Raw genomic sequence first — 20,560 nt, forward strand, 5'->3', positions numbered from 1 at the left:
TTTATTGAACGATACAGCTAACGTTTGAACCGGGTGTATAGGTGTTTTGCAAGGCCTGACAGTAAGTGTTAGCCTCACTTTTCTTAACACGGGTGTAAGTTGCTTTGTAAATTTCTTTACCGTCTTGCGAACAAACACAATTTCTGTCTTTTCGGCAAGAACAGAATAAGCTGATTAGCGCAACACCTGTTAGTATGGTTTTTTTATTCATCGGAATTAACTATTACTACAAAAGTAATTTTTAAATTTATATTTCAAAATAAGACTAAATATTTAGTTGTAAGGATAAAATGAACTATTTGGCGCATTCTCTTTTGTCGTTTAATGATGAGGAAATACTTATCGGCAATTTTATTGCGGATCATGTGCGCCTTAATCAATCGAAGCATTTGCCGGAAAGAATTCAAAAGGGAATTACCATTCATCGAAAAATCGATATGTTCACCGATAGTCATCCGTTGTTCATTAAAAGCAAGCGGCATTTTTACGATGGATTTGAAAGGTACAGCGGAGTATTGATGGATATTTATTTCGATTACCTTTTGGCTAAAAATTTCCATCGCTTTTCAGATGTTACTTTACCTGATTATACCCAAAATCTTTACACTACTTTAAATAACAACCGAATTCACTTGCCCGATTCCTCTCAACGGTTTTTAGATTATGTTCTTCAGAACAATACTTTTTTCGAATATTCTAAAATTGAAGGAATTGAACTGGTGCTCAAACATCTTTCCTACCGAATCAATCATGGTGTTTTTTTAAACGAATCACTTCCGTTGTTTATTGAAAATGAATCCAAAATCGAGCCCGACTTTTTTGAATTTATGAATGATTTAACTGAAGACGTAAAAAAGCAATCAGCCTAAGAAGTTGCCGTCTTTCATCACTAATTTTCTATCGGCCATATCTGCCAATTCGTTATTATGCGTTACAATCACAAAAGTTTGATTGTATGTTTTTCTTAAATTAAAGAAAAGCTGATGCAGTTCTTTAGCTGAATTACTGTCTAGATTTCCGGAGGGTTCATCGGCAAAAACAACTTTTGGCGAATTAATCAATGCACGCGCAACAGCTACGCGTTGTTGTTCGCCACCTGATAATTCAGATGGCTTATGATTTTTGCGCGCGCTTAATCCTAAATAGTCGAGTAATTCTTCTGCTTTTTTTTCAGCTTCTTTTTTAGCGGTTTTAGCAATAAGAGCGGGCATGCAAATATTTTCGATGGCTGTAAATTCAGGTAACAAATGATGAAATTGAAAAACAAAACCAATGTGTTTGTTTCTGAATGCCGCAAGTTTGCTGTCGTTTAAACTGTAAACATCAATGCCTCCAATATTTAATGTGCCTGATGTGGGACGATCAAGAGTTCCTAAAATAGTTAGCAAGGTGGTTTTACCTGCACCCGACGAACCTACAATGGAAACAACTTCACCTTCGTTAATGTCAACATTCACACCTTTTAAAATCTCCAGTTGTCCGTATGTTTTATGTATGTCGCGTGCTTTTATCATCTCTACAAAAGTAAGTAACAAAACAATGTAATCAATAAAATTCCTAAAACATCCAGCACTATTCCTACTTTGAACATATCTTTTATTTCTATGCGTTTCGTTCCAAATACAATTGTATTTGCTGCCGTTGCAACAGGTAACATAAATCCTAAAGAGGCAGCAAAAGTGGCCGGAATCATGAGCATTAAGGGAGGTAAATCCAGATTTTTCTGTAATGCAATCATCACCGGTATGGCTAATTGAATACTGGCAATGTTAGAAGCAAATTCACTGATTAACGTAACAATGCCGCATATTCCCAGAATAACTAAAACAGGATTAACACCTTTTAATACAGCCAATGAACCGGCGAGCCATTCGCTTAATCCGGACACTTCAAATCCGTAAGCTAAAGCAAATCCACTGCCAAACATCAGAATAATGTCGTAACGGATTTTTTTAGCGTCATTCCATGTTAATAAGGCTTCATTCGGACTTTTCTTCGATGGAATTAAGAATAATAATAAAGCGGCAACGACAGCAACTAATGAATCATCAATAAATTTCGGAACCTGAAATAAATTAGCCCAGCCTTTATATTTAAATGTGCCAAAATCAACATCCGCACGTGTAAACCATAATACAGCGCAAGTAATGAAAATGATAAAAACCCAGCGCTCTTCATAACTTGTTTTTCCGAGATTGGTGTAATTCGTTTTAAAAAAACTCTTGCTTAAATTTATTTCAAGTCCTTTTCTGAAATAATATTTCGATAGTACAAAGAACGTAACGATTAAGAAAGTAAAGGATAAAGGAAAGCCGATTGAAGCCCACTTTAAAAAATTAAGTTGCGTGTCATCAGGATAAGCTTCTTTAAAGGCTTTAAAGAAATACATATTCGGTGGAGTCCCAACCGGTGTTGCCAATCCGCCAATAGTTGCAGAGAAGGCAAGTCCTAATAATAATGCGGCAGCAAATTTATTTCTGTTTTTGGTTCCTTCAATAAATTGCTCGGTTTCCAATATCAATGCCAGAACCGCACTAAATAACATCATGCAAGTAGCGGTATTGCTAATCCAATTACTGATAAGATAAGAGCTTATCATGATACCAAATAAAATGTTGGTAGGCTTTGTACCAACTACAGATAATATTTTAATGGCAATGCGTTTATGTAAATCCCATTTCTCTATGGCAAAAGCGAGCATAAATCCACCTAAGAATAAAAATATAATACTGTCGGTATATTGTTGAGCTACACTTTTTGCATCACCCAATCCAAAAACAGGAAGAAGTATCATCGGTAAGAGAGCGGTAACAGCTAAATCAACGGCTTCGGTAAACCACCAAGTGGCCATCCAAACCGCAATTCCTGCCATGTATGTTACCTTAGGGGAGCCGGGTTGTAAATCAAAAAACAGCCAAATAAGAGAGGCAAGCATGGGCCCCGCAAATATTGGTATATATTTTTTGAAAAGATTTGGCATTAATACAAATGTAACATTTTACATTTGTACTATGCGTATAGTATTTATGGGTACTCCCGAATTCGCGGTACCTTGTTTGGATATATTAATTAGAAATAATTACAATGTGGTGGCTGTGGTTACGGTGCCGGATAAACCTGCAGGGCGCGGACAACAACTTAGTGAGAGTGCGGTAAAGGTATACGCTAAGGAAAAAGGAATTAAAATTTTACAACCGCTTAAACTAAAAGATCCTGCTTTTATTGCAGAGTTAAAGGAACTAAAGCCCGATTTACAAATTGTTGTAGCTTTTAGAATGTTGCCGGAAGAGGTTTGGAATATGCCTCCTTTGGGAACGTATAATTTACACGCATCTTTATTGCCAAAGTACAGAGGTGCTGCTCCAATAAATTGGGCTGTTATTAATGGAGAGAGCGAGAGCGGAGTCACCACATTTAAATTAAAGCATGAAATTGATACAGGAAATGTTTTGTTTCAGGAGAAGGTGCCATTATCCGACACTACAACAGCCGGTGAATTGCACGATACGTTAATGAAAGTGGGGAGCGAGTTGATTTTAAAAAGTGTAAAAGCGATTGAGAGTGGAAACTATGAATTAAAGCCACAAAATGATGCTGTTGCCATACATGCGCCGAAAATTTTTAAAGACACTTGCAAAATCGACTGGACAAAAGAAGTGAAGTCGGTGTACAATTTAATTCGGGGGTTATCACCATATCCGGCCGCTTACACGGAATTTACGGATAGTAAAGGCACACTCACTTCTTTTAAATTATTTAAAACAACTGTAGAGGAGGGGGCAGTAAAAGAAACTAACGGTTCGCTGCTAACCGACAATAAAACATTTATTAAAATTGCCTCTAAGGGAGGTTATATAAATGTGAAGGAATTACAACTGCAAGGAAAAAAAAGGATGAGTACCGAGGAATTTTTGCGTGGGTATAAATTTCCTGAAAACACATTGTGTAAGTAAGCATCTGCGTTTTTGCTTTACAAATTTCATTTCTTGTTTTGTTAAAAAAGGAATCTTCTGTATCCCGCGCTATCAGAGCGTTTCAGGCGCTTGAATTATGAACAAAGACTTGATTTTTCAACAAAAACCCTTGTTTCTAATCTTTGTCACTTGATAAAAAGACTTCATCTTATAAATTTGTTAGAGCAAAAACATTTATTGTTAAACCCATTAAAAAAATTAAAATGAACAAAGCAGAATTAATTGATGCAATTGCAGCCAGTGCAAAATTATCAAAAGCAGATGCAGGTCGCGCATTAGATGCAACTATCGATTCAATCAACAAAGCCTTAAAAAAAGGTGATCGTATTGGTTTAGTTGGTTTCGGATCTTTTTCAGTAGCAAAACGCGCTGCACGTACAGGTCGTAATCCTCAAACCGGAAAAGAAATTAAGATTGCCGCTAAGAAGGTGGTGAAATTTAAAGCAGGTGCTGAATTAGCTGGTAACGTAAACAAAAAATAAGTTTAGTTTACAGAAAATAAAAAACCGAGATGTTAGTCTCGGTTTTTTTATTTTATGCGATAAATATAATTATCTGTCATCCTCATCCATGTTATCAGAGAAGCCATAATCATCATCTCCTCCTTCTTCATTAAACTCATCTTCGCCTTCCTCGTCCTCAGTTTTTTCTTCACCTTCTTCGCCTTCCAAACTTTCTAAATCGTCTTCTTCAATACCTTCCGTATTTAAGGCTTTGTAAATTTCATTTTCTTCCACATCATCCTCTTCTTCTTTGGCTTTCTTTTTACCACCACCTAAAATCGCTGCTAATAATGCATCTTCTCCAGTAGGCTCTTCTTTAATAAGGGCTTGCTTGTATTGTTTAGGTTCTTTTCCAACCGATTTTACGCAAATAGGATATTTTGTTTTTGGATTTTCAACATCAATTTTCATCAACTCGATCAAAAAACTCCATTGTACTTCCGGGTCAAAAATGTAGACAAATCGTTGATGCGGTTGCTCAATGAATTTTGCAATTTTGGTTTCCGACATCAGTTTTTTAGGATCCACTTTTTTGCGAATTTCTTCCGCATCAAGTTTTAAATCTTCTTTACGCAAAGTAATTTCCTGACCTTTTCGCCAGAAATCATCACTCACGAAAAATGAAGCCGCGTGTTTTTTATCAAACTTTATGGCATCCTGAATGGCATTGTGGAAGTCTTCAAATGTTTGCCCAGATTTAATTTCAATATCGCGGTACACGTCGTCGTTATCTTCGTATACAACTTTGAATTTATAAACAGCCATGTGGAAATTATTTGTTGGATTTATAAATCTCCGATTTCATAATACCAAGTCGGTTAAAGAAATGAACGAAAGATGTTCCGAGTACACCCATTCCGTATTTCATACTACGACTGAAATTAATGGAGCTGGCTTCCGGAAAATACTTAGTAGGACAGGTCACTTCTGCAATATCAAATCCGGCATAAAAAATCTGAGAAATCATTTGATTATCGAACACGAAATCATCCGAATTGGCATGGTAATTTATGGTAACCAATACTTCTTTAGAAAAGGCACGGTAACCTGTATGGTATTCTGATAATTTCTGATTAATTAATACGTTTTGACTGAAGGTTAAGAAACGGTTAAAGATGTATTTGTACATTGGCATACCGCCTTTTAATGCGCCTTTACCTAAAATACGGGAACCAAACGCAACAGGGTACAAATCGTTTGCAATCAGATACGTTAAACTCTGAATTAATTTTGGGGTATATTGGTAATCGGGATGTAACATCACCACAATATCAGCTCCTAAACTCAAAGCTTTATCATAGCAAGTTTTTTGATTACCGCCATAACCTTTGTTTTTCTCATGGGAAATAACGTGTTTAATACCGATTTGACGCGCTACTTCTACAGTGTTATCCTTACTGCAATCATCTACCAACACCACATCGTCAACAATGTCAAATGGTATTTCGTTATAAGTACGTTCAAGGGTTAAAGCTGCGTTATACGCAGGCAATACCACCACTAATTTCTTGTTATTAATCATAATATTTAAACAAAAATAACAATTTTGATTGATAAAAAGGGTATGTAAATTTTTAATTATCCTGTATCTTTAAGGCTTATAAGTGCCCCTAAAGAAATTACATACCCTGCTCATAAAGTCGTTTTTACCGCCTTTTGTAATTACCCTGTTTGTCAGCGTGTTTTTGTTTTTCCTTGTGCAAATTGTAATTACTTATCTCGACGATTTAATAGGTAAAGGCCTTTCTTTCTGGACGCTCACCCAGCTTTTTACTTATGCTTGGATAGCCATCATTCCGCAGTGTATTCCGCTTGCTGTTTTATTAGCATCCATTATGACATTTGGAAGTTTAGCTGAGAATTATGAATTAGCAGCTTTGAAATCAGCCGGATTGTCTTTATTCAAAATAATTAAACCGGTTTTTTATACTGTGGTTATTTTAGCGGCGCTCACTTTTGTGTTTAATAACTACATTTTACCCGTCGTTACCTGGAAATCACAATCACTTTTATGGGATATTCGTCAGGCAAAACCAGCCATGAACATAAAGGAAGGAATTTTTTATAACAAGATTGAGGATTATAGTCTGCGTGTCGGGAAAAAGGGAAAGGATGGAAATAGTATTCAGGATGTTTTGATTTACGATCACACAGCAGGTATTGGAAATAATGTTCAATTGTATGCGGATAGCGGTTACATGAATATGAGTGCCGATACGAATTATTTAATCATAAAATTATTTAAAGGCAACCGTTACGAGGAAATTGAAAATAGGGAAGTGAGCAAGAAGGCAAAGCAATTCTCGCAACTTAATTTTAAAGAATTGGAAGTAAATATTGAGCTTACCGATTTTAAATTAAAACGTACCGATGAAAATTTATTTAAGCATCATTATGAAATGATGAATATTTGGCAAATTGATAACGAACTGGATACTATCAGAACTCAACTGGAAAGAAAGCGTACAAATTTAAATACGCAGGCAAAAAACTCTTTCTACTATCGCACATCTAATTTTATTAAGAAGCCTGTAGAAAAACCGGTAAACATTCGCAAATTTTATGGCAGTTTGAGTGCACCTGATTACAATCGCGCCATAGAGAACGCTTTAAATCTTGCACGTAATTCGAGCGGATTTATTGATTCACTGAATGATGGAAGCAGAGATGATTTGTACCGTGAAGCGCAATTCGAAATGGGTTGGCACGAAAAAATTAATGTTTGTTTCGCTTGTATCGTTTTGTTTTTTGTGGGCGCACCTCTAGGAGCGATTATTCGTAAAGGAGGAATGGGTCTGCCGGTTGTAATGGCGGTAATTTTCTTTCTTGCTTACTTTATTCTTACTGAAGCTTTCAAAGGATTAACCAGCGAAGGTATCGTGCATGCGTGGTTTGGTATGTGGTTACCACTATTAATATTCCTTCCTTTAGGAGTCTTTTTAACCTATAAAGCCGCTACTGATTCGGCGTTGTTTGATATTGATGTGTATTTACAACCAATTAAAAAATTGTTTAAACGTAAAAGTTCCTGATGCGCGTACTTCAAATCTGTAATAAAGCTCCTTATCCGCCAAATGACGGAAGTTCCATTGCTATTTACAATATGGGAGAGGGATTTATTGCCAATAATGTTGAATTACATGTATTAACCATTAATACAAAAAAGCATTTTAAACCCGACGATCAAATTCCAAGTGATTACAAAGAAAAATCGCATTATCAATCTGTTTATCGCGACGCCAGCGTGACGCCATGGGGCGCATTTGCTAATTTGTTTTCTTCTCAATCATATTTTGTCTCACGTTTTTATTTCAACGCGTTTGAAAACTCTTTAATAGAAATTTTAAAGAAGAATGTTTTTGATATTATTCAATTAGAAGGTCTCTTTGTTGCTACCTATATTTCGGTTATAAAAAAATACTCAAAAGCAAAAATTGTTTTACGTGCGCATAATGTGGAGTTTTTAATTTGGGAAAGACATTTGCTGCATGAAAAATCTGCACTAAAAAAGTGGTATTTGTCTTTACAAACCTCACGTTTAAAAAAGTTTGAACTCGAAGTGTTGCCGCAATTGGATGCTATTGTAACAATTACGGATATCGATAAAGATTTTTTTCTTGAACTTGGATTTAAGAAACCAATTTATACCTGCATTACAGGTGTAAACGTAAACTCATATAAGGAGAAAAAGTCAAACAATAAAAAACCAAAGACTATTTTTCATTTTGCTTCTATGGATTGGATGCCAAATATGGAAGCGGTGGAATGGTTTCTTGAGAATTGCTGGGAGAAGGTACATAAAACTGTGCCTGAAGCTAAATTAGTTTTGGCAGGAAGAGATATGCCGGAAAAATTCAGAAAATTGAATTTGCCCAATGTGATGGTGATTGAAAAGGTTGCAGACTCAAAAACATTTTACAATGAGCATGAAATCATGTTAGTGCCATTGTTGTCGGGTAGCGGATTAAGAATAAAAATAATTGAAGGTATGGCCTACGGAAAGCCAATTGTTTCCACTGCTATTGGTGCCGAAGGAATAAAGTATACTCACGGAAAAAATATTCTCATTGCAAATTCACCTTCCGAATTTTCAGAGGCTGTTATTGGGTTATTACAAAACGATGAGAAAAGAAAGCTTCTTGAAAATGAAGCGCAATTGCTGGCCGAGCAACAATTCGATAATAAGAAAGTAGTGGAGGGCTTGGTTCAGTTCTATAATTCGGAATTAAATGCATAGTGTTTGGCTCGTCATATTTGTTCTCTCTGTGTATTTAATTTTACACACTTATGCTATTTATCCATTATGGCTATTGATTTTTTCTAAAAGAGAGAGTAACGAGAAACAGTTGTTTAAGTTGGATGAAGAGTTGCCTGAGGTGGCTATTTTAATGGCAGCTTATAACGAAGAGAAAGTGATAGGAGATAAAATTGCATCTGTTTTCAAAACAAGTTATCCCTTACAGAAAATTCATTTCTATATTGGTTCTGATGCGTCTACTGATAAAACAGATGAAATTATCCAGGAATGGCAAAGGAAATATCCTCAAATTAATTTAATACGTTTTGGCGGAAGAACAGGAAAGTCGGGTATTATCAACGATTTATCAGATAAAGCGACGCAGGAAATTTTCATCCTAACAGATGCGAATGTTATTTTTAAAGAGGATACTATTTTCAATTTGATTCGTCATTTTAAAAATGAAAGTGTGGCGCAGGTGGCGGCTAATATTATTAAGGTGTCGCCCAATAATAAAGGTATCGCGTCACAAGAGAAATCGTACATAGCCATCGAGAATAAAATAAAGCATCAGGAAAGTTTGCGTTGGAATGTGGTGATGGGAGCAGAGGGCGGTTGTTATGCGATTCGTAAAGTAAGTTTTTCAAAAGTGCCACCTAAATTTTTCATGGATGACTTTTACATCACCATGAATGTAATTGAGCAAGGGAAACAAATTGTTTTTGATAAGGAAGCTGTTTGTAATGAAGATGTACCAACTAAATCAGCGGAAGAATTTAAAAGAAAGGTAAGAATCTCAATAGGCAATTTCCAAAATCTAATGCGATATAAATCTTTACTGCTTAGTTTTAACGGCATTTCCTTCGCGTTTTGGTCGCATAAAGTATTACGCTGGTTAACGCCGTTTTTACTCATCACAGCTTTTGTCAGCACTTATTTTCTGATGTTTCACGATGCTTATTTTAAAATTTTATTCCTCTTACAATTATTCGGATTCGTAACACCGGTTCTGGATTGGTTATTGCGGATCAATATTCCTCTCATGCGGTTTGTCAGCCATTTTTATCTTATGAATCTTGCCCTGTTACGTGGCTTTATCATATATATGAAGGGTGTTGAAAGTAATGTGTGGCAACCTACAAAACGTGAAGTGAATTGAGAGTATTCGTAAACATATTATTTTTCTTCGTCTTAATTTGCAGTTCTGCTTTGGCCCAGCAAAAGAAAAGCACGAAGCCTGCACCTGATAAGGCGAAACAAATCGAAATTCGCCATGCCGGAGTGTTTCGATACGATAAAGGAATTAGCGCAAAGCGATTAATCGGGAATGTTATTTGTGCACATGAGGGCGCCGTGATGAATTGCGATAGCGCTTACTTATACGATTCCAACAAACTCGAAGCATTTGGTCATATCTCCATTATCAAGGGCGACAGTATTTTTGTGTATGGTGATAAGCTGTATTATGATGGCGCCAGTAAATTGGCAACACTGGAGGGAAATGTGCGTTGCATTGAAAAAGACATGACGCTTACAACCCCGATCCTCACTTTTGATGTGAAGAATTCTATCGCGAACTATTATAACGGAGGTACTTTAGTGAATAAGGATAATACTTTGGTAAGTAAAAACGGACATTATTATTCGTCTTCAAAAACCGTGGCTTTTAAATACGATGTAGAACTTACAAATCCCGAGTACAAAATGAAGGGAGATACTCTGCTTTATAATACATCGAATAAGACTTCTTATTTTTTAGGTCCGAGTATTATTATTAGTAAGGATGATTATATCTATTGTGAGAACGGTTGGTATGATACGGAAAATGAAAAATCACAATTCAGTAAAAACGCGTTGTTGGTTACCAAGGAACAAAAGCTAACCGGTGATAGTTTAACCTACGATCGTAAATTGGGAATCGGTCGCGCGTTTAAAAACATTAAACTTATCGATACAACAAACAAATCCGTGCTTTATGGCGATTACGCCGAATATCATGAAAAGGCTTCAAAGGCTTTAGTGACTAAGCGCGCTATGTACGTGCGTATGTTTGATAAAGATTCTTTGTATTTAACGGCTGATACTTTATTTCATCAGGATATTGATTCGGTTAATAATTTGATTAAAGCTTACCATAAGGTGAAGTTTTACAAAAATGATTTGCAAGGAGTTTGCGACTCTTTAGCATACAGCACGGTAGATTCATTGATGCATATGTTTTATATGCCAATTGTGTGGGCGCAAAAAGGACAAGCCACGGCGAAGTTTATCGATGTCTGTGTTGGCAAGAACGGTATTCATAGTTTCTCTCTTACAACGAATGGTTTTGTGGTGCAGCAAGCTGATTCTTTAATCAATAATGCATATAATCAAATAACAGGAAAGAACATTGTCGGGTATTTTAAAGACGATAGTATCCGAAAAATTACAGTGAAGGGTAACGCGCAGATTTTATATTATCCTAAAAATAAAACCAAACTGGTAGGTTTAAATAAATCACTATGCAGTGATATTGTTGTTTGGTTTAAGGAAGGCGATTTTGATAAGGTATCATTTATAAAAAAGCCGGAAAGTGTGACTACTCCAATGAAAGATGTGAATATCGATGAGGCGCGTTTAAAAGGTTTCAACTGGTTCGAATCAAGAAGACCTCTCTCAAAATTTAGTCTGGTTCCCGATTTTAAGAATTAATGCAATGAATAGAATAGCTTTAGCATTAATCACCTTTTTGCTTTTTTCTGTATTTTGTTTTTCTCAGGTTATTAATATTGAATCCAAACGTTTTCATAACGATTCTTCACAATGGGTTGGAAAGATTGATGGTAATTTCAGTGCGGTGAAAAATATTCAGGAGGTTATTACTTTCGGTTTGAACATTCATACCCAATATCAGAAGGGAAAGTCAAGAGTTTTGGCGATTGGGGATTTAGCTTTTATTAAAGCGGGTAATACCGACTTCATGAACTCAGGCTATCAGCATTTGCGTTACAATTACAAGCTTAATAAATGGCTTACCTGGGAGGCATTTGTTCAAGCGCAATATAACAGAGTATTGTTACTTGATAGAAGATATCTTGGCGGAACAGGTCCGCGTTTTAAATTAGTTAAACGAGAACATTTGCGAATATATACCGCCACCCTCTATATGTACGAATATCAGGCACAGAATAATGATAGTTTGGAAAGATACAGTAACCGATTAAGCGCCTACCTAAGTTTTAATGTTTCGTTTGGAAAGTTTGAATTTACGAGCACCACCTTTTATCAGCCGAACTTTGCCGACTTCAATGATTATCGCATTGCTAATAATTCGATGCTGGAATTAATTCTTACCAAGCATCTCAATTTAAAATCTGAATTGGTTTTGTTGTACGATACGCGACAACCTTTGCGTGTTCCTGATTTGGTTTACACGATTCGGAGCGGAATAAGTTATAAGTTTTAAAACTGACCTGATTCTACCAGTTTAACCGCACGTTCAATCATGATGTCTTCTGTATTAGCATCATATTCTGTCTTCATATTGTTGCCAAATATGCGTGCTACCGCTTGCCACATGACTGCTTCAAATCCACCGCGCATTTCTTTTACTATCTGATAAGTTGTTTTACCTGTTTCGCGGTCGATGAGTTTCATTAAAATTCTGCCCTGATTGATGGATAAATCTTTCAATTCATCTTCAAATTCATTTTTTAAATCTTTCTCGCAAACACGGATGTAAGCTTTCTTCATTCGTTCATTTGGCATCTTCTCCAAAATCACATCATACTCTTTTAATTTAGCTGCAGCGATAATAGCATAAGGATAAACTTTTTTTACGTTATACTTGATGCGAGTCCACTGCTCGTATTGCTTTTTGTTTTTATAAATGTAATCGGTATAAACATAAACAGGGTAGAGGTCAACCACAGGAACAGTATCATTGTCCACCACTTCAGCTCTTAGTGTGTAAGATGTTTTGGCTTGTGGCACACTTATATCTTGTGCAGGACTAAAGCTAAATACGAAAATGAAAGCGGTAAGCAGTGCTGTTGCAGGAGTTTTAAACCTGTAAAATACTTTGGGTAAACGGATATTTAAGTAAGCACTCATTCTATCCTTTTATTACATTATACGCAAAAAGTAACCTAAAGTTACAGTCCGTTTTTTAACGGTTTTGACGCCATTTACTTTTTTTAACAGTGCCGCTTTCAACCGACTGACTTTGTGTTTTTTTGGTGTCAAAAATATAGGAAGAAGCTAAAGCAATAGCCTCATCAAATTCATCAGTATTGTTCACTAAGCACTCCGGCGTGAAATATTTTTTAATAAAGCCGGTATCGAATTTTCCGGACACAAAGGCTTCATGCTTTAATACATAAGTGCAAAAATCCAACGTGGTTTCAACGCCAATAATTTTATAATCGTTAATGGCGCGTAACATTTTGTCAATCGCGTCTTTTCTATCTTTTCCGTGAACCACCAATTTAGCAATCATCGGATCGTAATAAATTGGAATATCCATGCCTTCTTCAAATCCATCATCAACACGCACACCGGGTCCGCTTGGCGTACGGTACATGATTAATTTACCGATATCCGGAAGGAAATTGTTTGCAGGATCTTCGGCACAAACACGTACTTCTAAAGAATGGCCGTTTATTTTTAAATCTTCTTGCTTAAAGGCTAATTTTTCTCCGCGTGCTACTTTTATTTGTTCTTTCACTAAATCAAGTCCTGTTATCATTTCTGTAACAGGATGCTCAACTTGTAAACGCGTATTCATTTCAAGGAAGTAGAAATTCAATTTATCATCCACTAAAAATTCAACTGTACCTGCACCACTGTATCCGCATGCTTTTGCTACAGCAACCGCGCATTCACCCATTGCTTTTCTTAATTCAGGAGTAAGAACGGAAGAAGGTGCTTCTTCAATTACCTTTTGGTGACGGCGCTGAATACTACATTCGCGCTCGAATAAATAAACACAATTACCGTGATTGTCCGCTAATACTTGAATTTCGATATGGCGCGGACCGCTGGCATATTTTTCAATAAATACAGCACCATTTCCAAAAGCTGAGATTGCTTCTGAAATGGCCATTTTCATTTGTTCTTCCACTTCACTTTCTTTCTCCACCAAACGCATTCCTTTTCCACCACCGCCGGCTGATGCCTTAATTAATAATGGGAAGCCGATTTCTTTCGCCAGTTTAATAGCTTCATGTATATCGCTTATGGCCCCATCGGAACCGGGAATCATGGGCACTTTTTGTTTTTTAGCAGTGGCTTTCGCGCTGAGTTTATCACCCATCATATCCATTGCTTCAGGACTCGGACCAATAAATGTAATTCCGGCTTCGCGCACTTTGCGGGCGAACTCGGCATTTTCACTTAAGAATCCGTAACCGGGATGAATTCCATCAACCTTATTTTCTTTACAAATCTGAATGATTTTATCTCCCAATAAATAGGATTGAGAACTTGGAGGCGGGCCTAATAAAAAAGCTTCATCGGCATAACGCACAAAAGGCGCATTACGATCGGCTTCCGAATAAACGGCAACGGTTTTAATACCCATTTCTTTAGCGCTGCGCATAACGCGTAACGCAATTTCTCCTCGGTTGGCAATTAAAATCTTTTTCATAGTAAAATACGCTCAAATATAACTATTACAAGGCTTTAAAACCACGGGTTTTATATCTTTTTAAATTATGTAACTTATTGTCGATATTTGCGTTATTACAGCCAATGCGTAAAACAATTCATTTCTTAATAGGCTTTTTAGTTTTTAGTACTGCTTTTTCGCAGAAGAAAGATACTGTAAGCGGGGCTAACATTTATCGATTAGAATATGAGTTAAAGGATTTGGAGACTGTTGTGTTCAAATCTAAGAAAGAGGAAGAGCGGTTTGATGCCAATAAAAAATTCATCAAATTATGGGAGCAGGCACTTCGACAAAAAGAATCCATGGATTTTGGTTTCGATAGCATTAAAGGCGTTTCTAAATTAAAATCGGATGATGGCAAGTTCAGAATAATTACCTGGAATGTTTTTAAAAATGACGGAACACACGCTTATTTTGGATTTATTCAGGTCAATAATACGAAGGTTCATAAGCAAGGTTTATTTAAGAAATCGGTCACCAATGAATATGATTTGTTTCAACTTATTGATGTTTCAGGTACGGTAAAATCTCCTGAAACGCATGTAGGTTCAGCGGCTAAATGGTTTGGCATGTTATATTACGATAAAATTATTTCATGCGATGGTTACTATACTTTAGTTGGTTGGGATGGAAACGATAATTTAATTCAGAAAAAATTCATTGACATTTTATATTTCAAATCGGATGGCACACCAATTTTTGGTAAGGATGTTTTTAAAGTTCCAAAGAAAAGTCCGAAGCGAATTATGTTTCAATATTCATCCGAAGTGGCGATGTCTTTGAAGTGGAATGATAAAAGAAATCAGATTGTATTGAGTCATTTAGCGCCTAAAGATGAAGGAAGTGTTTTGGAGGGACAATATCAGTATTATGGTCCGGATGGAAGTTTCGATGCTTATGAACAACACAAAGACAGATGGGTATTAAAAGAAGATGTTGATATAAGAAACGACAAAAGCAAGAATGATAATGTGAAGAAGCCTGATCCTCGAAAACAGAAAGAGATGTACAAACCGAAAAAGTAATAATTAAAAAAGGCTGCTAATTTTAGCAGCCTTTTTTGTTGGGGATGTGAAATGTATTATTCACAAATTAATTTCTGTACGGCAATTACTTTTCCGTTTTCAATTACGTTTACAAAGTAAATACCTGAAGATAAATTTGTAGTTAAATTATTTTTCTCGGTAGTTAAATCCTGGCTGTATACTAATTTACCGATACTGTTATAGATTTCAATAGATGATGTGCCGTTAAATCCGTTTAATTCTATAACGAAATTACCATTGTTTGGATTTGGATATACAATAAACTGTGCCTTGGTTTGCTCTATGTTAGCAATGTCTGTACATGCAGAAACCACAACGCTTACTGTAGCTGTATTTTTACAATTGTTTGCGTCAAAACCTGTCACAGTATAAGTTGCTGTAGTAGTTGGACTGAAAGGCACGTTGTTGTTTACGCCGCTGCTCCAAACATAAACATTAGCACCACCACCATTTAAAGTTACAGTGTTACCTGTACAAATTAAAGTTGAAGTAGTATTAGCAGTTACACTCGGATTAGAATTAACGATAACGTTTGATACTGCAGTAGCTGAACAACCAATAGTGTTTGTTCCCGTTACAGTATAAGCAGTTGTTGCACTTGGAGTAAATGCAGTGTTATTAGTTACACCGCCGGTCCAGGCATAAGTAGAAGCGCCATTTCCATTTAAGATAACGGTGTCACCCTGACAAATACTAGTTGCAGAAGGTGTAGCGCTCACAGATGGAGTAGGATTAACCGTTACTGATACTACAGCAGTATTTGTACAACTGTTAGCTGCGGTACCTGTTACTGTATAAGATGATGTTGAACTTGGTGCAAACGCAACGTTATTAGTAACACCACCAGTCCAAGCATATGTAGACGCACCACCTCCGGTTAAAGTCACATTATTACCGCTACAAACGGATGTGGTAGATGTATTTGCTGTAACTGTAGGAGTCGTATTTACAACAACAGATGCAACGGCAGAATTTGTACAACCGTTAGCTGCCGTTCCTGTTACAGTATAATTTCCGCTTGATGCAGGAACAAATGCAACGTTATTGGTTACACCACCGGTCCATGCATAAGTTGAAGCACCATTTCCATTTAAGGTAACCGATTTTCCGCTACAAACTGTAGTAGAAGACGGAGTGGCGCTAACCGTTGGTGATGGAATTACAGAAATAGTTTTTTGAACAGCACCTAACGATCCACAGGCATCCTCCATAATCATAGTAGTTGTATATGTACCCGGAACACTGTATGAAGTTGTGGCCGTTACACCGGTTGCGTTTGGTGTAGCTGTAATGGCGGCATAATACCATTCGTAAGTACCCGGGCTAGTTGAACCTGCTGAGTTATAAGTTACGCTTTGTCCTGTACAAACTGTGTTGCTAGGTGTTGAAAATGTTGCAGTAATTGGCGCTTGAGTTAAGAACGGATGAATTAATAAAGAGATGTCTAAAGTCCATGTGGTGGTGCTTCCCATATTGTGCCATGCATTCGTGCTCCATTTTTCCCAAGCAGCAGAAGGAATAGTTTGATTATCGGAGTTGCTGATTATGCTTAACGAATCTTTTACAGTTGAGGTCCATTGTAGAGCCGAAATATCAACACTTGCGAAGAAACGCTTTGAAGCCGGTAATAAAATAGGAGTTGGGAAAATAATTAAAGAGTATTGGTTGTTACTCACATCCGTCATAATTGTACCCATACTCAAAGTTCCGGAGCCTAATGCAGCACCTGGAGATAATGAGGTACCATCGTAGAATTTAACAGCTACGGTTTTTGTTGGTGTTGCAGAGTAGGCGTGATCGAAGCCAACATAAACCTGAGTAATCATTGTATTAGCTGTAGCAGATACATCAAAGTACATGGCTTTTTCTCGGTCGCCGTAAATATTCGGACCATTTACGAAACCATCTGCGAAGATAGGTGTACCTGTACCGTAATTTACTAACGACCAAGTTGCTGGTGCCGGTAAGTTAATTGACATACAAGTGCTGGTTGTTGTGGTGATAACAGCTTGTGTTCCTTTTTTAGGAGTAACGCCATTTTTTGACAATGCTTTTGCCGGAGCAGGACTAACAGAAGTTCTGTTTTGTTGCGCGAAGCTGAAATTAGCCAGCATCAGCGCGATAAATGTGAAAGAATAAAGTAGTTGTTTTTTCATGAAATAGGTTTTTAGTGGCGCAAAGGTAGTGAATTGTTGCTCGACAATCCTTGTTTTACAGATTAGAAAATGATTGGAAATGTTAATTTAAATCGTTTAAGTAACCTAAAATCATGCGATTAATTTTAGATACTAAAAACAAAACCCCCGAATCTGTTTTTCGGGGGTTTGCTGTTTAAATAAAAATAAATCACACACACTTTACTTTTATTTTACTTGTACACCCAACAAACATGAAAGTTCAGGTGTTTAGTTTTTTAATATAACGCTTAATGGCGTTTAAAAGTTACAGGATTGGATTATTTTTCACCCTTATCACCTTTGTTACCTTTATCGCCTTTGGTATCGATGTTTATTCCTTTATCATTAATGTGAACATTCGCATCTTTCGAGTTAATTTTTATTCCATCCTTACCGATATTTACGTTTGCTTCAGAAGCTTCCACATTGATGGGAGGAGCAGGTGGTGCCGGAGGTTTTGGGAGATCATGTTCATCATCAAACATTATACCTTCGCAATCCACACACTCCAACCCGTTTATATTCATTATCCAGCGACGACCAACCATGTCACCATCGTAAGTATTGGTAACATTTTCCACATCATAAATAAAGCCATCTAAACTTTTATCGAGGTGTACAACTTTACCGCGCGGCACTTTTAAAATAACCTGAATGTCTTGCATTCTGAATTTTTCATTTGATGCATCTACTGTGAAAATTTCATCGAAGGAAAGGATGCTGTCGTTTTGTGTGATGTTATAACGTATGCTTTTCGCTCTTGCAACAGCTGCACGTTTATCTTCACCGCGCGCTTTTTTAATTACATACAGCTCAAAGTTATCTCCACTGGCCGGTAAAATATTTAAAGAAGCATAACCAACTATCAATTTGTTTTTATCACTGTTTGCTACCACGTAGTCGCTGTGACGTCTGTGAATTCTCACATGATTTCCTTCATGATCGTAATCATCGTAATCTTCCTCATTTAAATTCAGGCGAGTGTAAAGTTCTTTGCTTTTTGTAAGCGTTAAGAATAAAGTATCGCGCTCAGTTTCAATTTTAATAGGTTCTTTTACTTTTCCTGCTTCACCGAAATCTTTTCCTGTTTTAATCCCAACAAACAATACAATGATAAAACCAACGAACCAAATTAATCCCGCCGAAATGTTTAACCAACGGTTACTGTAATGGATTTTGAACAATAATTTTACACCACCGTAAATCATCATTATAAAAGGTATACCGAAGAATAAGGACACACCTATTAAGCCCATGGTATAATGACTTCTATCCATGAAGAAAATGTTTACCCAGTCGTTAAATTCAGTGTTGGTTCCTGCAATTGAAAACCCGAACACACTCGACATTAATCCCAACATAAAAATCACACCAAAAATTAAAAGAACCAATCCTATGATGCGCGCAAAAAACTTCGAAAAGATGATAAGAAAGTCTTTAATGAAATCGCCCAGCTTGTCAAAAAAGTTACGTGAATCGTTGCGAAAATCCTGACTATTATTTTTTAAATCGTTACCGTATTTTTTGGCACGTTGTTTTAATTGCTCAGCTTCTTCCTTAACGGTTTTACTGATATTATTAATATCAATTTTTTCACCGCGCATCGCTAATTTTTCAGCAGTAGTTTTCGCTTCAGGAATAACAATCCAAAGGATGATGTAAACCCATAAAGAAAGTCCTCCGAAGAATACTAATAAGAACATCGCCAAACGGATCCAAACAATATCCACATCAAAGTAAGCAGCAATACCGGAGCATACACCACCCACTGCTTTGTTATCCGGATCACGGAACAAACGTTTTTTAATTGGTTCGGATGATTGGAAAGATTCTTCTTCTTGTTCTTCCTTTTCAGTATGACCTTCAGCAAATTCTTCGGGTTTCCCCATAGCTTCAATAACTGAATCTACATCGGCCATTAAAACTACTTGCTTAACCGCGCTTGTTTTGCTTTGAAGCATTTCTGCGATACGGGCTTCAATGTCGGACATAATTTCGTTTCCGCCATCCGTTTTACTGAAGTATCCTTTTATTGTACTCAGGTATTTACTGAGTTTATCATAAGCGTCTTCTTCAATATGAAAAATGATGCCGCTTATATTGATGGTTACTGTCTTATTCATTGTGATGATGATTTAATATTTTATTATTTAATTTTTTTGTTGATCAATTGTTTTATTTACTATGTCTACCAGTTCAAACCACGATTGCTGAACTTCTTTTAAATACTGCTCTCCGATTTCGGTGAGTTTGTAGTATTTGCGTGGTGGTCCGGAGGTGCTTTCTTCCCATCGGTAAGCAAGCAGTCCTGTATTTTTTAATCGGGTGAGCAGCGGGTAGAGGGTGCCTTCAACTACAACTAACTTTGTTTCCTTTAATTTATCGATGATTTCGGTTGGATACGCATCACCTTTAGAAAGGATAGAAAGTATGCATAGTTCAAGAACACCTTTTCGCATTTGCGCTCTTGTGTTCTCTGAATTTACTGACATCTTAAAGAGTTTTGAAATTAAACACTATACTATAAGCAACGTTTGCTTTTAATTTATTAAAGGTTAAATCCTGAAATTGTTTTTCTAATTCAGTTTTTAAAACCTTGTTATCGGTTTTTGCTAAAACGAAATTCACTTTTCCGTTTTCAGCCGTTGTAAAAACAACTTCTACCTTTTCATTTTGTTGAACCGGTAAAATCAGTTTCGGGAATTTCACATGTTCTTTTACAGTTTTCTCAGCCTCTTCGCCGGCGTTGTTTAAGTTGCGGGCCTGAGTAAATAGAGTACCGAAGCTAAATGCCACAATACCTGTGAATTTTATTAGGCCTACGGGGTTTTGAATTAATTTTCTCATTTTTTATTTTTTTAATGTTAGTATGCTATATCAGTTATTTGGTGATACAAAGATAAGTGCAAATAAAGGTATTATGCAAAACATAGTACTGTAAAATTATGTAAAGTACTGTAAATCAATAAGAATAAT

At 36.5% G+C, this 20,560-nt stretch carries 20 protein-coding genes; 9 read left to right on the forward strand and 11 right to left on the reverse strand.

Features of this window, described 5'->3' with window-relative positions; all coding sequences use genetic code 11:
- Window position 1: 1 nt before the first annotated feature.
- Window positions 2-211 carry a hypothetical protein gene (locus tag J0L69_06375; protein ID MBN8692802.1) on the reverse strand — a complete coding sequence of 70 codons (210 nt, stop codon included), beginning with the start codon at window positions 209-211 and terminating at the stop codon, window positions 2-4.
- A gap of 79 nt (window positions 212-290) precedes the next feature.
- Here J0L69_06375 and J0L69_06380 point away from each other — a divergent pair, with 79 nt between their 5' ends.
- Window positions 291-869: a DUF479 domain-containing protein gene (locus tag J0L69_06380; protein MBN8692803.1), complete on the forward strand. Its 579-nt coding sequence runs from the start codon at window positions 291-293 to the stop codon at window positions 867-869.
- Here J0L69_06380 and J0L69_06385 read toward each other — a convergent pair.
- The gene (locus J0L69_06385) at window positions 861-1,514 is read right to left on the reverse strand and encodes an ABC transporter ATP-binding protein (GenBank protein MBN8692804.1); all 654 of its coding nucleotides are present in this window, start codon (window positions 1,512-1,514) and stop codon (window positions 861-863) included. The two genes, J0L69_06380 and J0L69_06385, sit on opposite strands and share 9 nt — an antisense overlap.
- 2 nt (window positions 1,515-1,516) lie before the next feature.
- On the reverse strand, window positions 1,517-2,980 hold the full coding sequence (locus tag J0L69_06390) for an SLC13/DASS family transporter (protein MBN8692805.1): 1,464 nt from the start codon (window positions 2,978-2,980) through the stop codon (window positions 1,517-1,519).
- A gap of 31 nt (window positions 2,981-3,011) precedes the next feature.
- On the opposite strand from J0L69_06390, the gene J0L69_06395 reads away from it, so the two are divergent.
- Both J0L69_06395 and J0L69_06400 read left to right on the forward strand, forming a co-directional pair.
- Window positions 3,012-3,953 carry a methionyl-tRNA formyltransferase gene (locus J0L69_06395; GenBank protein MBN8692806.1) on the forward strand — a complete coding sequence of 314 codons (942 nt, stop codon included), beginning with the start codon at window positions 3,012-3,014 and terminating at the stop codon, window positions 3,951-3,953.
- A gap of 143 nt (window positions 3,954-4,096) precedes the next feature.
- Entirely contained in the window at window positions 4,097-4,456 is a 360-nt protein-coding gene (locus tag J0L69_06400; protein ID MBN8692807.1) for an HU family DNA-binding protein, read from the forward strand.
- Between the two features lie 69 nt (window positions 4,457-4,525).
- Here the strand turns inward: J0L69_06400 and J0L69_06405 are convergent, their stop codons facing one another.
- Entirely contained in the window at window positions 4,526-5,242 is a 717-nt protein-coding gene (locus J0L69_06405) for a hypothetical protein (GenBank protein ID MBN8692808.1), read from the reverse strand.
- 7 nt (window positions 5,243-5,249) lie between these two features.
- Complete coding sequence (locus J0L69_06410) at window positions 5,250-5,999, reverse strand: glycosyltransferase family 2 protein (GenBank protein ID MBN8692809.1); 750 nt, start codon at window positions 5,997-5,999, stop codon at window positions 5,250-5,252.
- Between the two features lie 82 nt (window positions 6,000-6,081).
- Between J0L69_06410 and J0L69_06415 the strand changes: the two genes are divergently transcribed.
- The 5 genes from J0L69_06415 to J0L69_06435 are packed head-to-tail and all read left to right on the forward strand — an operon-like array spanning window position 6,082 to window position 12,159.
- Window positions 6,082-7,509, forward strand: a complete 1,428-nt coding sequence (locus J0L69_06415; protein MBN8692810.1) for an LptF/LptG family permease — start codon at window positions 6,082-6,084, stop codon at window positions 7,507-7,509.
- Window positions 7,509-8,714, forward strand: coding sequence for a glycosyltransferase family 4 protein (locus J0L69_06420; protein ID MBN8692811.1), 1,206 nt, complete (start codon window positions 7,509-7,511; stop codon window positions 8,712-8,714). The genes J0L69_06415 and J0L69_06420 overlap by 1 nt, the downstream gene beginning before the upstream one ends.
- Window positions 8,715-8,742: 28 nt before the next feature.
- Complete coding sequence (locus J0L69_06425) at window positions 8,743-9,873, forward strand: glycosyltransferase (protein ID MBN8692812.1); 1,131 nt, start codon at window positions 8,743-8,745, stop codon at window positions 9,871-9,873.
- A gap of 50 nt (window positions 9,874-9,923) precedes the next feature.
- The gene (locus J0L69_06430; protein MBN8692813.1) at window positions 9,924-11,405 is read left to right on the forward strand and encodes a hypothetical protein; all 1,482 of its coding nucleotides are present in this window, start codon (window positions 9,924-9,926) and stop codon (window positions 11,403-11,405) included.
- A 4-nt stretch (window positions 11,406-11,409) separates the two neighbouring features.
- Window positions 11,410-12,159 carry a DUF481 domain-containing protein gene (locus J0L69_06435; GenBank protein MBN8692814.1) on the forward strand — a complete coding sequence of 250 codons (750 nt, stop codon included), beginning with the start codon at window positions 11,410-11,412 and terminating at the stop codon, window positions 12,157-12,159.
- Here the strand turns inward: J0L69_06435 and J0L69_06440 are convergent.
- Both J0L69_06440 and accC read right to left on the reverse strand, forming a co-directional pair.
- On the reverse strand, window positions 12,156-12,806 hold the full coding sequence (locus tag J0L69_06440; protein MBN8692815.1) for a DUF4294 domain-containing protein: 651 nt from the start codon (window positions 12,804-12,806) through the stop codon (window positions 12,156-12,158). The two genes, J0L69_06435 and J0L69_06440, sit on opposite strands and share 4 nt — an antisense overlap.
- 55 nt (window positions 12,807-12,861) lie before the next feature.
- Complete coding sequence (gene accC / locus J0L69_06445) at window positions 12,862-14,340, reverse strand: acetyl-CoA carboxylase biotin carboxylase subunit (protein ID MBN8692816.1); 1,479 nt, start codon at window positions 14,338-14,340, stop codon at window positions 12,862-12,864.
- A gap of 104 nt (window positions 14,341-14,444) precedes the next feature.
- Between accC and J0L69_06450 the strand changes: the two genes are divergently transcribed.
- Window positions 14,445-15,386 (forward strand): hypothetical protein, encoded by a 942-nt coding sequence (locus J0L69_06450; protein ID MBN8692817.1) that lies wholly within the window; start codon window positions 14,445-14,447, stop codon window positions 15,384-15,386.
- Between the two features lie 56 nt (window positions 15,387-15,442).
- Here J0L69_06450 and J0L69_06455 read toward each other — a convergent pair whose 3' ends face one another.
- The 4 genes from J0L69_06455 to J0L69_06470 form a co-directional block, all read right to left on the reverse strand.
- Window positions 15,443-17,563 carry a T9SS type A sorting domain-containing protein gene (locus tag J0L69_06455; protein ID MBN8692818.1) on the reverse strand — a complete coding sequence of 707 codons (2,121 nt, stop codon included), beginning with the start codon at window positions 17,561-17,563 and terminating at the stop codon, window positions 15,443-15,445.
- A gap of 299 nt (window positions 17,564-17,862) precedes the next feature.
- Entirely contained in the window at window positions 17,863-19,707 is a 1,845-nt protein-coding gene (locus tag J0L69_06460; protein ID MBN8692819.1) for a PspC domain-containing protein, read from the reverse strand.
- 27 nt (window positions 19,708-19,734) lie between these two features.
- Entirely contained in the window at window positions 19,735-20,076 is a 342-nt protein-coding gene (locus tag J0L69_06465) for a PadR family transcriptional regulator (GenBank protein ID MBN8692820.1), read from the reverse strand.
- 1 nt (window position 20,077) lies between these two features.
- Window positions 20,078-20,431 (reverse strand): hypothetical protein, encoded by a 354-nt coding sequence (locus tag J0L69_06470; protein ID MBN8692821.1) that lies wholly within the window; start codon window positions 20,429-20,431, stop codon window positions 20,078-20,080.
- Window positions 20,432-20,560 lie beyond the last annotated feature (129 nt).

This window comes from Bacteroidota bacterium, assembly GCA_017303905.1.
Lineage (GTDB): Bacteria > Bacteroidota > Bacteroidia > B-17B0 > Aurantibacillaceae > JAHEYG01.